Origin of the sequence: Blastococcus sp. TF02A-26, from assembly GCF_003319125.1 — a bacterium.
In the GTDB taxonomy this organism is placed as follows: domain Bacteria; phylum Actinomycetota; class Actinomycetes; order Mycobacteriales; family Geodermatophilaceae; genus Trujillonella.
This window is the reverse complement of the sequence record NZ_QOHG01000031.1, coordinates 1-12,718: the sequence shown is the minus strand read 5'-3', so window position 1 is coordinate 12,718 and position 12,718 is coordinate 1. Positions and strand designations below refer to the sequence as shown.

General features: G+C 67.6%; 11 protein-coding genes and 1 pseudogene. 4 read left to right on the top strand and 8 right to left on the bottom strand.

Annotated elements, in window-relative coordinates:
* Window positions 1-3: 3 nt before the first annotated feature.
* Window positions 4-1,758: a cytochrome c oxidase subunit I gene (ctaD, locus tag DQ240_RS22525; protein ID WP_113841953.1), complete on the bottom strand. Its 1,755-nt coding sequence runs from the start codon at window positions 1,756-1,758 to the stop codon at window positions 4-6.
* A gap of 209 nt (window positions 1,759-1,967) precedes the next feature.
* On the opposite strand from ctaD, the gene DQ240_RS22520 reads away from it, so the two are divergent.
* The 4 genes from DQ240_RS22520 (at window position 1,968) to fdxA (ending at window position 6,243) form a co-directional block, all read left to right on the top strand.
* On the top strand, window positions 1,968-2,678 hold the full coding sequence (locus DQ240_RS22520) for a metalloregulator ArsR/SmtB family transcription factor (RefSeq protein ID WP_113841952.1): 711 nt from the start codon (window positions 1,968-1,970) through the stop codon (window positions 2,676-2,678).
* Window positions 2,679-3,185: 507 nt separating this feature from the next.
* A complete protein-coding gene (locus DQ240_RS22515) occupies window positions 3,186-4,394 on the top strand; it encodes a globin domain-containing protein (RefSeq protein ID WP_113841951.1) in 1,209 nt (402 codons plus the stop codon).
* A gap of 977 nt (window positions 4,395-5,371) precedes the next feature.
* Window positions 5,372-5,905 carry a group III truncated hemoglobin gene (locus DQ240_RS23170; RefSeq protein ID WP_147262066.1) on the top strand — a complete coding sequence of 178 codons (534 nt, stop codon included), beginning with the start codon at window positions 5,372-5,374 and terminating at the stop codon, window positions 5,903-5,905.
* Complete coding sequence (fdxA, locus tag DQ240_RS22505) at window positions 5,893-6,243, top strand: ferredoxin (RefSeq protein ID WP_113841950.1); 351 nt, start codon at window positions 5,893-5,895, stop codon at window positions 6,241-6,243. Before DQ240_RS23170 ends, fdxA begins: the two co-directional genes overlap by 13 nt.
* A gap of 812 nt (window positions 6,244-7,055) precedes the next feature.
* On the opposite strand, the gene DQ240_RS23165 is transcribed toward fdxA, so the two are convergent.
* The 7 genes and pseudogenes from DQ240_RS23165 to DQ240_RS23160 form a co-directional block, all read right to left on the bottom strand.
* Window positions 7,056-7,301, bottom strand: a complete 246-nt coding sequence (locus DQ240_RS23165; protein WP_147262065.1) for a hypothetical protein — start codon at window positions 7,299-7,301, stop codon at window positions 7,056-7,058.
* Between the two features lie 1,121 nt (window positions 7,302-8,422).
* Window positions 8,423-8,944 (bottom strand): DUF421 domain-containing protein, encoded by a 522-nt coding sequence (locus tag DQ240_RS22490; RefSeq protein WP_113841947.1) that lies wholly within the window; start codon window positions 8,942-8,944, stop codon window positions 8,423-8,425.
* Window positions 8,945-9,297: 353 nt separating this feature from the next.
* Window positions 9,298-9,930, bottom strand: a complete 633-nt coding sequence (locus DQ240_RS22485) for an NYN domain-containing protein (RefSeq protein WP_158548856.1) — start codon at window positions 9,928-9,930, stop codon at window positions 9,298-9,300.
* A gap of 701 nt (window positions 9,931-10,631) precedes the next feature.
* Window positions 10,632-10,793 (bottom strand): hypothetical protein, encoded by a 162-nt coding sequence (locus tag DQ240_RS23475; RefSeq protein WP_158548854.1) that lies wholly within the window; start codon window positions 10,791-10,793, stop codon window positions 10,632-10,634.
* A 211-nt stretch (window positions 10,794-11,004) separates the two neighbouring features.
* A complete protein-coding gene (locus DQ240_RS22480) occupies window positions 11,005-11,742 on the bottom strand; it encodes a DUF6338 family protein (protein WP_113841945.1) in 738 nt (245 codons plus the stop codon).
* Between the two features lie 198 nt (window positions 11,743-11,940).
* A pseudogene (locus DQ240_RS22475) lies at window positions 11,941-12,138 on the bottom strand (DUF2188 domain-containing protein); the annotation flags it as partial.
* A 31-nt stretch (window positions 12,139-12,169) separates the two neighbouring features.
* Complete coding sequence (locus DQ240_RS23160; protein ID WP_147262064.1) at window positions 12,170-12,493, bottom strand: hypothetical protein; 324 nt, start codon at window positions 12,491-12,493, stop codon at window positions 12,170-12,172.
* Window positions 12,494-12,718: the final 225 nt, after the last annotated feature.

Below are 12,718 nucleotides of genomic sequence, written 5' to 3'. Positions count from 1 at the left end.
GCCTCAGGTGGGGTCAGGGTCGTTCGGACCCTGACGGCGTCCGGCCGTGAGCCCGACCTGGTCCGGGCCCGGGGGGTGGTGCCGCTTGCCGGCGTGCGCCTCGCGGTGCAGGCGCTCGATGAGGTGCGGATAGTGCGCCTCGAACGCCGGCCGCTCGGAGCGGATGCGCGGGATCGCCACGAAGTTGTGCCGCGGCGGCGGGGACGAGGTCGCCCATTCCAGCGAGTTGCCGTGCCCCCAGGGGTCGTCGCGTAGGGCGAGTTCTCCGTGCTTCCAGGACTTGACGACGTTGTAGATGAACGGGATGACCGATGCGCCCAGGACGAACGAGAAGATCGTGGAGATCGTGTTCAGGGTCGTGAACCCGTCACCGGGCTGGTAGTCCACGTACCGGCGCGGCATCCCCTCGTTGCCCAGCCAGTGCTGGATGAGGAACGTGCCGTGGAACCCGATGAAGGTGAGCCAGAACTGCAGCTTGCCCAGGCGCTCGTCGAGCATCCGGCCGCACATCTTCGGGAACCAGAACGCGATGCCCGCGTTGGCCGCGAACACGACGGTGCCGAAAACGGTGTAATGGAAATGGGCGACGATGAAGTAGCTGTCGTGTATGTGCCAGTCCAGCGGTGGGCTGGCCATCAGCACACCGGTCAGCCCACCGAACAGGAAGGTGGCCATGAACCCAAGTGCCCACAACATCGGTGTCTCGAAGGTCAGCTGGCCGCGCCACATGGTGCCGATCCAGTTGAAGAACTTGATCCCGGTCGGCACGGCGATGAGGAACGACATGAACGAGAACCAGGGCAGGAGAATGGCGCCTGTGGCGAACATGTGATGGGCCCAGACGGCCATCGACAGGGCCGCGATGAGCAGCGTCGCCCCGACCATGCCCTTGTAGCCGAACAGCGGCTTGCGGCTGAAGACGGGGACGATCTCGGTGACGATGCCGAAGAACGGCAGCGCGATGACGTAGACCTCGGGGTGGCCGAAGAACCAGAACAGGTGCTGCCACAGCATCGCCCCGCCGTTCTCACGGGAGTAGATGAGCGAGCCGAGGTGCCGGTCGGACAGCAGTGCCAGCAGCGCGGCGGTGAGGATGGGGAAGATCAGGAGCACGATCAGGCTGGTGACGAGCGTGTTCCAGGTGAAGATCGGCATCCTGAACAGCGTCATACCGGGCGCGCGCAGGCAGGCGATCGTGGTGATGAAGTTGACCGCGCCGAGGATCGTGCCCAGACCGCTGACACCCAGGCCGGCGATCCACAGGTTCGCGCCGACACCGGGGGTGTGCGCGGCGTCCGACAGTGGCACGTAGGCCGTCCAGCCGAAGTCGGGCGCACCGCCGGGCGTGGCGAAGCTGAGGACGGCCACTGTCGAGCCGAAGAGGAACAGCCAGTACGACAGCGCGTTCAGCCGCGGGAACGCGACGTCGGGCGCGCCGATCTGCAGTGGCATGATCAAGTTGCCGAAGGCGAAGAACAGCGGCGTCGCGAACATCAGCAGCATCACCGTGCCGTGCATGGTGAACAGCTGGTTGTACTGCTCCGGGGAGAGGTACTGCAGCCCTGGCCGGGCCAGCTCGCCGCGCATCAGCATGGCCATGATCCCGCCGAGGATGAACCAGGCGAACGACGTGACCAGGTACATCAGGCCGATGGTCTTGTGGTCGGTGGTCCGCAGCAGGTTCGTCAACCGCGAGCCCCTGGTCGGAGCGGGGACGTGGCTGGGACGATGCACGATCGAGGCGGGCGCGAGCGTCATGAGGGGACCTCTCGGTCCGGGGCGTGAGCCGGTGCGGGTGAACGGTGGAGCAGCATGGCGACCTCGCGCCCCGCGGGTGGGCCGGCCGCGAGGCCGCGACGATCGGTAGCGAGGTCTAGGGACGCGTACCTGTGAGAGCCGCCCTCGGCGTCCGGTGGCGGAGCTCCGCCACGGTGATCGGCCGACGTTCGGTCTGTGAGACTTGAAGGATGGAAGCGTCGCTGGGGGCATCTGGACAGGAAGGCGTGCGGGCCGGCGCCAGTCGCCACCGGATCCTCGAGCTGCTGCGCTCGGCGTCCGACGGCCTGGGCGTGCAGGACCTCGCCGGCCGGACCGGCCTGCACGGCAACACGGTTCGTTTCCATCTCGACCGCCTGGTCGCCGATGGGCTGGTCCAGCGACACGTCGAGGAACGCGGCGAACCGGGGCGCCCGAGGCTGTCCTTCACGGCTGCACCGCGGCCCGATCCGGCGCGGGACAGCCGCAACTACCAGTTCCTCGCGGAGATCCTGGCCAGCTACGTGGCCGGCACGGCCGGCGAACCGGCGACGGCCGCCATGGAGGCGGGGCGCACGTGGGGTCGGTACCTGACCGACCGGCCGGCGCCCTACCAGCGCCTGTCCGAGGAGGATGCGGTCGGCCGGCTGCTGACCATCCTCGACGACATCGGCTTCGCTCCCGAACTCGCCCGCGACGATCCCCGGGTGATCAGGCTGCCGCACTGCCCCTTCCGGGAGGTCGCCGAAGCGCACCGCGAGGTCGTCTGCGCCATCCATCTGGGGCTCATGCGCGGCGCACTGGCAGAGATGGGGGCGCCGGTGACCGCTGAGCACCTGTTCCCGTTCGTCGAACCCTCGCTGTGCGTCGCCCATCTCGGACCGGTGCGCGACGTGCCCATGGGCAGCCGTCCCGACGCCTGACGCCGCAATCCAGAGAAGAGGTCGACGCCGGGGGTCGGTCCTGCTCATTGCTGAGCCGCGGTGAGCAGGACAATGCTGGCATTGAGCGCCCCGAGGGCCAACTGCTGCACGGTTCCCCCTGTCCGTTGGCGCGCCAGCGCACCAGCCAGCGCGCCGTCCGGCGTTGGGAGTGCAATCTCGCCTGGCCGCCGAGGACTTTCTACCACTCCCCCTGGTAAGTACAAGTCGCTGGCATTGGGCTCGAAACTGCAATGACGGGCGGCTCGGCGAGCACGTGACTCGATGCCGGTAGCTCGGGCAGCCTGCGGTTCGGCTGGCGATGCGAAGCCGCGGTGAACGCTGTAGGAGCCGTGCAGTCCGGCATGTCCGCGCGCCCTGGGCGCTGCGGGTGCGGGGACAGTTGGAACGACACTGCGGCCAGCGCATGGTTGGCGCCGCGGGACTCAGGGCAGGGCGTCATCGACTGGGTGGCTCCCGGACACCCAGACGAGGGGGAGGTACACCTGCATGCTGTCCGACAAGTCCCGGCCCGTGATCGAGGCCACCCTGCCGGTGGTGGGTGAGAACATCGGCAAGATCGCCGAACGGTTCTATCAGCGCATGTTCGGCGAGCACCCCGAGCTGCTCGACGGGCTGTTCAACCGCGGCAACCAGGCAGAGGGCACCCAACAGCAGGCCTTGGCCGGGTCGGTGGCGGTGTTCGCGAGCGCCCTGGTGAACCACCCCGATCGGCTGCCCGAGCAGCTGCTGTCGCGGATCGCTCACAAGCACGCCTCGCTCGGGTTGCGCCCGGACCAGTACCAGGTCGTGCACGACAACCTGTTCTGGGCGATCGTCGACGTGCTGGGCGATGCCGTCACGCCGGAGGTGGCCGCGGCGTGGGACGAGGTGTACTGGCTGATGGCATTCGCGCTGATCAATCAGGAGCGCGGTCTCTACAGCGCCCGCGGGGTGCGACCGGAGACGGTCTGGCGGGACTGGCGGGTGACCGAAAAGGTCCGCGAGACCGACGACGTCGTCCGGTTCACCGTTCGGCGCGTCGACGACCGGCTGGTGAAGACTTCGTTGCCGGGCCAGTACGTCACGGTCCGCGTGCTCATGGACGACGGCGTCCGTCAGCCCCGGCAGTACAGCCTGATCAAGGCCGACGACGGGGAGCACCGCTCGTTCGCGGTCAAGCGGGTGCACGGCGACGGGAGACCCGACGGCGAGGTCTCCAACGTGCTGCACGACCGGGTTGACGTGGGCGACACCCTCACGATGTCCCTGCCGTTCGGCGACGTCGTCCTCGACGATTCGCGGCCGGCGGTGTTCGCCAGCGCCGGCATCGGTATCACCCCGATGGCCGGCATGCTTAACCACCTGACGGCCGCCGGTACCCATCTCGACATCACCCTGCTGCACGCCGACGTCGACGAGTCGTCGTGGGCGCTGCGCCGCCAGGTGCTCCACGACGTCCGCGCGCTGCCCGACGGGACGGTGCACGTCTGGTTCGAACGCGGCGCGGAGTGCAGCCTGCCGGTCGACGGCGTCCACGCGGGACAGATGGACCTTTCCGCGGTCGACTTGCCCGAGGGGGCCGTCTACTACCTGTGCGGCCCGCTGCCGTTCATGCAGGCCGTCCGCAGTGCGTTGATCGACCGCGGCGTCGCACCCAGGGACATCCAGTACGAAGTTTTCGGCCCCGACTTGTGGCAGGCCGATGCCGCGGCCTGACCCGCGGGGTCGGTGACCGCTCACGGCCGCCGACCCCGCGCCCGCTGCGAGCCTACGAGGGGCTGTGGCCGCGCGAGGTCGCTGACGCCCTCGAGCCCCGCCCTGGAGTGCTCCGCTGACCGGCACCGAGGACATGCGGCAGGTCCTCGACCGGGACGATCCCGACGCCTTTCTCGCCCTTGACGTTCCTGCACCGGCTGGCAGCAGTGTCGCCGCGATGACCGTCGCCCTGCGCGGCCTGGCCATCTCGTGGTCAGCGGCGGCGCCGGAGAACACGCGCCGCCGCCGACCGGCTGGTCCACTTCGTGTCACCGTCGCCGACCGAGCGGAGAGGTCGAGGCAGGTCGCGTTCATCGATCGAGTTGTACTTATGGGCGGTGCTGGTAGAAATGGGGCTGCACGAGATGGCGGTCCTCCAGGCAACGCTGGTTCGACCGGATGTTGCGCTGCTGCATGGCTGGACGGCAGGGGTGTCCATTCAGCAGCGCGACCTCGAAGCCTTCGGCCGTCAGCTGCTACGTGCAGATGGCGGCAATCCCAACGGCCGTGCCCCTGCCTCCGTGTACGGCGGTCACGAGAGAACGCTGAGGCAGACCATGGTGGGGTTGTCCGCGAGCGTGCCCCTCGCCGGGCACAGGAACTCGGAGAAGCGATGATCTTCCGGCTCAGCGGCCGAGAACGACTCGTCGCGCCACTGACCTCCGGAAAGGGGCGAAAGGGCGCCCTGATCGTCATCCCTGAGGCCCGGCACAGCCTCGAGGCGCTCAGTGCCGTCGGTGATACTGCTCGTCGTCAACCGCGGATGAGTCTGACCTCGGGCACGGATCACGCGGTGGCGGTGCGCGAGGCAGGGGTGCCGACGGTAGGTGCCTGGATCGCGGCCGGCCTTCACCGGGGGACCCAGTGCGGCTCCGGGCTGCAGCCCGCGTCCAGCATCGTCCGACTGGTCGTGGCACAGCCGCAAACCCCGCACCCCGGTGGACTCCGTGGTGACGATGTGTGATCTGCAGAACCGCGCTGGCATCGACACGCTGCTGTATGACTTCCACAGCCGCGTGTTCAATGACGAGCTGCTGCGGCGCGTCTTCGTCGATGTGGCAAATATGAATCTCGTCGAACGCCTGCCGGTGATCGGCGTTCCTGGCAAGAGGTCCTGTTCAACACCGGCTGCTGCAAACGGCCAAGCCATGAGCGTGCACCGTCGCCTGCATCAGCGCGAGCCATTGACCCCCGCCCACTTTCAGCGATGGTTAGGCCTCTGGCGGCGAGCCCTCGAGGCTGATCACGCGGGGCCAGTAGCCGCCGCTGCCAAGCAGCACGCAGTCAGCACCGCCGAGGCGATCCGGCGCCATCTGGACCGCGTTTCCGAGCCGTACGTCTGGCCTGCGGTCGCTGCGACACCTGATCGCGGCTCGAACGTCAAAACGGTGTCCGTCAAACGTCGCGCCGCGGCCGTGAGCGGAATTGATGGGACCTTTACTCAGGAGAGGAGGCGGCCATGGCCTACGTGATCGGCGAACCGTGCATCGATGTGATGGACCGGTCCTGCGTCGACGAGTGCCCGGTCGACTGCATCTACGAGGGCGCTCGGGCGCTCTATATCCATCCCGACGAGTGCGTCGACTGTGGCGCCTGCGAACCAGTCTGCCCGGTCGAGGCCATCTACTACGAAGACGACCTTCCCGAGCCCCTGAGGCCGTATCAAAAGGACAACGCACGATTCTTCGCCCAACCGCTACCCGGCTGTACTGAATCGCTGAACAGCCCCGGCGGCGCAGCCAAGACGGGTGTGGTCGGCGTAGACACTGAACTCGTGGCCTCGCAACCGCCGCGACATTCGGAGTTGTGAAAGTCGCGTCAGGACGGTCCGCCGCCGCCCCTGAGTCGATGAGGGCTGATCGTCCACGGCATAGCGGTGCGCAGCGGCCCTTTTCGACCCGCCGATATTGACATAAGCAAACGGGAGACCGGCAACGGTCGAGTACTTGAGGGACGCATCAACCACAGCGGTGGGCTGACTTCACCTGCAACTGATGCAGCTCTTCAAACAAGGAGGTCATCGGGAGCAAGGATGCGCGCGATGAGGCACCCACTTCCTTGAAGGCGGAACTCTCGATGGTCGGTGGAGATCAGCTTCCCGCACACGGTGCCCGAAGAGGTTGTCACGGTCAAAGTGGTGCCATAGGAGCGGGCGTGCCAGGTGCGTCGGTCCTGGCTCAAGCGGAGCGGCTGTGACCGCATGGCGAGCCGGGCCTACGCCTCGTTCTGTCTCATCTCCCCCGACGGCGGGTACTCAGCCTCGGCGTTGCGACGGTCCAGCAGCGTGTTTATCGCGGCCACGTAGCCACATTGAAAGGGTGCAGATCTCCGATCATCTCGAGCACGCGATCGACGCTTCGAGACGTGGACCGAAGGGTGGCTGGTCTACTTCGGGCAAACGACGCCTTCCTCACCCGCGCCAAGAGCCTCGCTCCGGCCACCGTGCTGAAGTAAGTGACCGCGCCGGCGTCAATCGCGTCCACGGTCAGGTCGTGTCCCTGCCCGCGCTGGCGAAGTTCACCTCGCCGGTGAGGCAGAGGACGCGCGTCGTCCCCTTTCCTCGACGCTGATCGATCCCGCCAGGGCCTCAGCGTCTTTCGCGCGAAGTGGTTGATCCACAATTCATTGCTGAACCAGGATCGGCCGGATTGAAGAGCCCCACGAGGCGGCGGACTGCCCGCGCTCCCTCGGTGGGAATATGCGCGCGAACTCCCGGATGTCCCGCCGGCAACCATTGGAGCAGTCGAACTCGACCGCGTCCACGAACGGACCAGCTTCGACCCAGCTGACCGCCGCTCGATCACCGCAGTAAGGACACTCCTCCCAGGTGACCCATTCGCCGCGATCGGCGGGCCAGACGACGGTCACCGGGCCAGCGTGCCCGCGCCCCAGCCCCTCGGAGATGGTGATGGAAGCCGCGCCTGATCGGGCGGCGTCACCGGCGATGCGCGCCGCCTCCTGAATGTCTGCTGCGGGGATCCGCTGAATGCGACCACTACGCGCAGGGCTCACTACGAGGTCTCCCGAGGATGGCGGGGCCGGAACTCCCTCACGAGCTCGCTATGCCGGAGGCGGCAGCCGCTGGAGCATTCGATCGCCACGGGCGCGAAGGACTCGCCGACCTTCCGCCATTCCACCGCGGCGTCGTCCCTACACCGCGGACAGGTCTCCCAGGTGATCTGCTTGCTGCCCCTCATCGCCACCCCAGCCTCTGTGGCCCGCGCTTACGCCGGGCTCTACCCGTTGCCATTCGTGGCGACGCATGTGATTCTGCGAGGAGGTCGGGGGCTGCCAGTGTCCCCCCGTGCGCTGGCAGACCCGACCGCCAACCGGACGACGACCTCCGGCGTGAGGTCGTCCGCGACCATCGGCCAGTGGGTCAGCCAGGGCCTTCTGACGTCGAACATTTCCGCGCGCCTCGGGCGCAGGTACGTCACCGGCGGCGTCCGCAGCCGGCCGAGGCCTGGTACTCGCTCGCCCAGTCGTATAGACGGTCAGCGGCCGGTGCACTCGATTGTCACGAAGACCGGCATCACCATCGGTCGTCGAATTGGTCACTGTGCCGACACCAGGAGCAGTGGCGGCAGGGCCTCGGAACGGCCGGTGAAAGGCACCGGCTTCCCCCCAGTCGGCCGTCCGCCGGGGGAAGCCGGTCCCGGATCCGCTGGTGCAGACACCGCCATCTCCTCGAGTGCCGCAGCGACCAGGCGAGCATCACTCGACGTCATAACCCGCGGCCGCGGAGTTGTCGGAGACCACGCCCCGAAACAGCCAATCACGCGGCAACCGCGACGCCGTCAGGGCCATGACGGCGAACAGTGTGCCGACGACCAGCCCGAGCGGATGCAGCCGCAACCAGCGACGACCGGGCCGGTCGAATAGCCCACCCTCCTGGTCTGCGCGCTGAAGCCGCTCGTTGCGACGTCATCCGTTACGACCGCGCAGCCACCGTGCTGCTCGTCGCACCCGGCCGGTCCGGCGTCGACACGTCACGGCGCTTCGGGACGGTCGGTAGGTTCGTTCTCCTCCCGATCCGAGCGGATCACGCTGATCATGCCGTTCGGCTCGAGGTAGGCGCGGTCGACGGTCCCGATGTCCTCAATCCCGTGCAGGCGGAGCTGTGAGACAACCTCATCCTCGCTCATGAACTCCCGGCGCATGGCTCGCCGGTTGAGCCGGCCCTTCTGGATGAGTGGCCTCGGGCGGGCCTTGAGCAGGGCCGACAGCCGCGGAAACCGGTAGGTCACCGCGTCGATGGCGATGCTCCAGAAGATGACCGTGCCGGCGAGGACAAAACCGTCGACGACCGAATCGGCGTCGCCGGTCATGCCCGTGCCGGCGGCGTCGGCGACCAGGACGACGAGCAGCACATCGGTGATCCCCAGGCCCCCGGACTCACGCTGGCCGACCAACCGCATGAGCACGAGCAGCGCGAGATAGGTCGCTGTGCCCCGGGCGAAGCCCTCGAGCAGCGGCACGGTCGGCTCGAAGAGCGACTGCCAATCCACCATGTCGACTGACTACCCGGTAGGGCAGCGAAACGGACGGCTTCCCGCTATTCCGCGACTTACGCAAGGACGTCAAGGAAAGGTCTCAGCTCCACCGCATCCTCGCCAACGAGACCTGGGTCTTCAGGGAGGAGTACGCACTCACGGCAGACGACGTCACGCTCCGCACAGCGCTGCGAGACCATCGGCCTCCTGGGACGAGTCGATCTTGCGCCGGAAGACCTTGAAAAGGGGAAGGTCTTGGACACTGAGGGACGCCGAGTCGTTGTCGATCTCATGCTCAGCCACGCTCAGACGGCAATCAAGATCGGGTCACGCCCTGGCGGAGACAACCAAGATCGACGGTGGGTCGAGGCTCAGTAGGCGGTCCTGTCTCGCGCTGCCTCGAAATGAACTTTGGTTAGGCGGGTATTCCAAACCCGGGTGGCACCACCGCGAAGCGCTCGGTCGACGCGGGTGACGGGGTCGTACCAGGATGTGGTTTCCATTTTGGCCATACGCAGCTTGAGTACCTCGTCGATCGCAGGCGCCAAGTCGGAGTCTGAAGACGCCAAGATGACCAAGTCTGTCTCGGGGCTGCGAGCCTCTCGCACAGCTGCAAGCGCGCAGAGCACGTCGACGCCCTTCTCGCGCTTGCCCGTCACGATCCTGCTGCCGTCGTGCAGCGTCGCCGGCCGACCCTGGGCGTCGCGCTGGTACTCATACTTGAGGGGCCGCAAAGTGACGTGGACACGGGCGTCCCTCTCCCAGTGCGACTTCTGACTCTGGCTACGCGCGTAGTCCATCGGATCGTGTTCAGCGGACGGCTCACCTCGATAGACGAGGATTTTGGCCAGTACGGCGTGGGCGTATCCCTCGCGCTGGCGCCGATTGCGCTCGGACACGACCTGCCCGGCGTACAGGGCCGGATCCACCAGGGTCTCGTGCTTGGGCAGGTGCCTGTCAAAGACTGAGTGCCCGACCAGGTGCACGTTCTGGTAGTCGATCACGACTGTGGTTCGTAGATGGTCGGGCACTTCGAGCCTCCTGACAGAAAAAACCCCACCAGTCCCGGAGGACGGTGGGGAGTTAGGAGCCCAGCCTAGCAGTACACGGCCCGTCCGCAGGCGATCCCCTTGACGCGTGCTCAAGCTAGGCGCCGGTGCGTGACCGTCTACCGCGTGTGGTGCGACGGCAGCACGGCCGCGACTCCCGAAGAGCCGCACTGGGGGACTGGCAGTCGGCGCCGCGGCGGCCGACCTCGTCCTCGCCCGCGCGCTCATGCCACGCCTTGGCCCAGAACCCACGGGACTGGATGGCCGTCACCGAGCTGGTCGCAGCGCTGCCTCCCCTGCCGGTCGGGCGAAGTGAGCGCCCGTGCAGCACGGGCTCCGCGGTCACCGACTCGCCGTCCTCGAGGAGATCGGCCGAGGCCGTTAGCAGCTGGGCGGCTTTCCGGCCCACCTCACCGGGCCAGTCGGGTGAGGCCGGTCGAGGCCTGGAGTTGGCTGCTTGCAGCGGCCGTGACCGCGCCTCTGCTATTTGCCGGACTTGGGTGGCGAGGAAGTGCCGGCCGAGCCGGGCGGCGGCGAGGACGGTTCCGATAGGGAGGTCGGCGAGTCGGGCCGGCGCCCGTTCTGCGGCCTGAAGCCCTCCTGAGGCCGGAAGCCCTTCTGGCTGTCCGGTCGCACTGCCTTGTCACCACTCATGCTCACTTGCCGTTCTTCGAGGTGGAGGAGGTGCCGGCCGAGCCAGCCGGCGGTGTCGAGGGCTCGGCCTGCTGGGTGGTGCTCACCGGCCGGCGGCCGCGCTCGGAGACGGCGCGGGGCTGGACGCCGAACTCCCCATCGCGGCGACGCTGCTGATCACTCATGCCTTCGGACTCCCGGTAGTGGAGGTGCCGGCCGGTCCCTTCGGGGCGGCCTCGGGCTCGGGGATCACGCCGCTGGGTTGATACCCGCCGCTTCGCGGCGCCCGCCAGACGAACTTGCCGCTCGCGTTCGTGGAGGTTTTCCTAAGATTTCGGTCGGTGGCCCTGGAGTGACGCCTGGATGCCTGTGCTGCCATGCCCGGCCTTCCTCAACTCATCGTCTCCGCAGGCGGACACTCCGCCAGCGAATCCACCGACTCCCCCGAGACTGGTCCGGGTGCTGGTCGGGGTCTGGTGTCGGCGGAGGCGCTATCCACTCGATGACCGCGGCGTCGGCACAGGATACGTATACGCCGCGGGTGCCCGCGACCTTGTGGAGGAACGCGCCCGTCTCGTCCAGCTTCCACTGCGACTGGATGAACAAGTCCCGGGGTTCGGGATAGCTTGAGAGGAACGAGTCCGAGCTGAACCAGCCGCCGACCCACGCGCCGTCCTCCAGCCGCACGCGGACGAAGGTGTCCGCAAGTTGTGGGCCGGCGAAATCCCACGCGCTGGGGATCGGGTGGTAGCGACCACGGTAGCCGAAGCGGAACTTCCAGACGTCCAGGCGGCCTTCCTGGCGTAGATCATCCAGAACCGCCAGCAGCGCAGGAACCACACCGGCGAGGACCAACGCGAGCAACGCGGCCAGCCGAGGGTGCTCAGCAACCAGCCCGGTCGCCGGGCGGCGCTGCGCGCCGACGACCTGCTCGACCCCCCAGGAGCCGAAGAGCAGCACGTAGACGGCGAGCAGCGCAGCGCTAACCCCGAACGAGCGCAGCAAGCGGACGCTGAACTCCTTGTCCTCCGGGTTGGGACCTCGGCGGCGCGCCCGGACCGCGGAGAACACGAAGCCCGGGGTGATGATCAGCAGGAAGATGAGGACCTGCACAGCCGACCGCGGCAGGATCACCGCGCCTCCCGGTTATGGCCGGTCGCCGCGGCTGCGCTCACGTGTTGATCTCCCGCTCCGTCCGCAACACTGAACTAGCTCTGCTCACCCCCCCGCCGGAAGCCGGGCCGCCGAAACCGGGACTGGCATTGCGGCTCCTCGACGATGGGAGGTGCCCAAGGATTCAGACCCCAGGCCGGCGGCCCGGCTGGGCGCGGCTCAGCCCTTGGACTGCTTGGGGTCGCGGCTGCGGGGGTAGGTGTTGCGCTCCCCGATAGCGCCGTCCTGGTCGTGGATCACATGCTCCACTCCGCGGTTGATGGCCATCTGCCGCCCGAGGGCCTGAGCCTCGGCTTTGGTGGGGGCGCTGTTGGACGCCCGTTCGTTGCCCTCTGCCTTGTTCACCCAGCGGTCGCCTTGCTTGCTGGTGTGTGGATGTCACCCTTGGTCATGGAAGGCCCTCCGTGGTCATGGTCGCCTTGGCGTCGACTTCCATCCGGAGTATCACCCCGCCTACCGACAGTTCAGCGACGACCGGTTGTCCGTAGCGCTCCTGCGCCGTCTGGCGAGCGGTGCGGAGCACGGTGGCGATCTGAGCTCCCCTGGGCGGTGGTGCTGTAGGCGTTGGCGAGGAGTTCGGGGTGATCCGTGGGCTGGTTGCAGTGGCCGCTGTATCGCTTGGCGTGACCACGGGGCGGCGGCGGTCGGCGATGAAGTGGCGGACAAGATCGTAGGTCTTCGAGCGGCCATCGAGCCGCTTCCGTGTGCGCATCGCCGCGGGGTAAGCCTTGCACGGCAGAGAAAGGTGGGTAGTGGCTCCAGTCACCTCTCACCTCGAAGGCGGGACCTCGCGAGCCTGTCAAGTTGTCTGTGTAGGACCTGCAGTTGATCTTCAGTTGAGGTAGGGCTCGAGTCGGTCGGGGAAGGCGATCAGCAGGGCTGCTATGGCCGGCTTCCAGTTCTGCGTGGTGGCGCCCTCGACCAGGTGTGGCGGGGC

What these genes read in the sequence shown, in the direction of transcription:
- ctaD (WP_113841953.1), bottom strand. Translation starts at nt 1,758, where the DNA reads ATGACGCTCGCGCCCGCCTCGATCGTGCATCGTCCCAGCCACGTCCCC.
- DQ240_RS22520 (WP_113841952.1), top strand. Translation starts at nt 1,968, where the DNA reads ATGGAAGCGTCGCTGGGGGCATCTGGACAGGAAGGCGTGCGGGCCGGC.
- DQ240_RS22515 (WP_113841951.1), top strand. Translation starts at nt 3,186, where the DNA reads ATGCTGTCCGACAAGTCCCGGCCCGTGATCGAGGCCACCCTGCCGGTG.
- fdxA (WP_113841950.1), top strand. Translation starts at nt 5,893, where the DNA reads ATGGCCTACGTGATCGGCGAACCGTGCATCGATGTGATGGACCGGTCC.
- DQ240_RS22490 (WP_113841947.1), bottom strand. Translation starts at nt 8,944, where the DNA reads ATGGTGGATTGGCAGTCGCTCTTCGAGCCGACCGTGCCGCTGCTCGAG.
- DQ240_RS23475 (WP_158548854.1), bottom strand. Translation starts at nt 10,793, where the DNA reads ATGAGTGATCAGCAGCGTCGCCGCGATGGGGAGTTCGGCGTCCAGCCC.
- DQ240_RS23160 (WP_147262064.1), bottom strand. Translation starts at nt 12,493, where the DNA reads ATGCGCACACGGAAGCGGCTCGATGGCCGCTCGAAGACCTACGATCTT.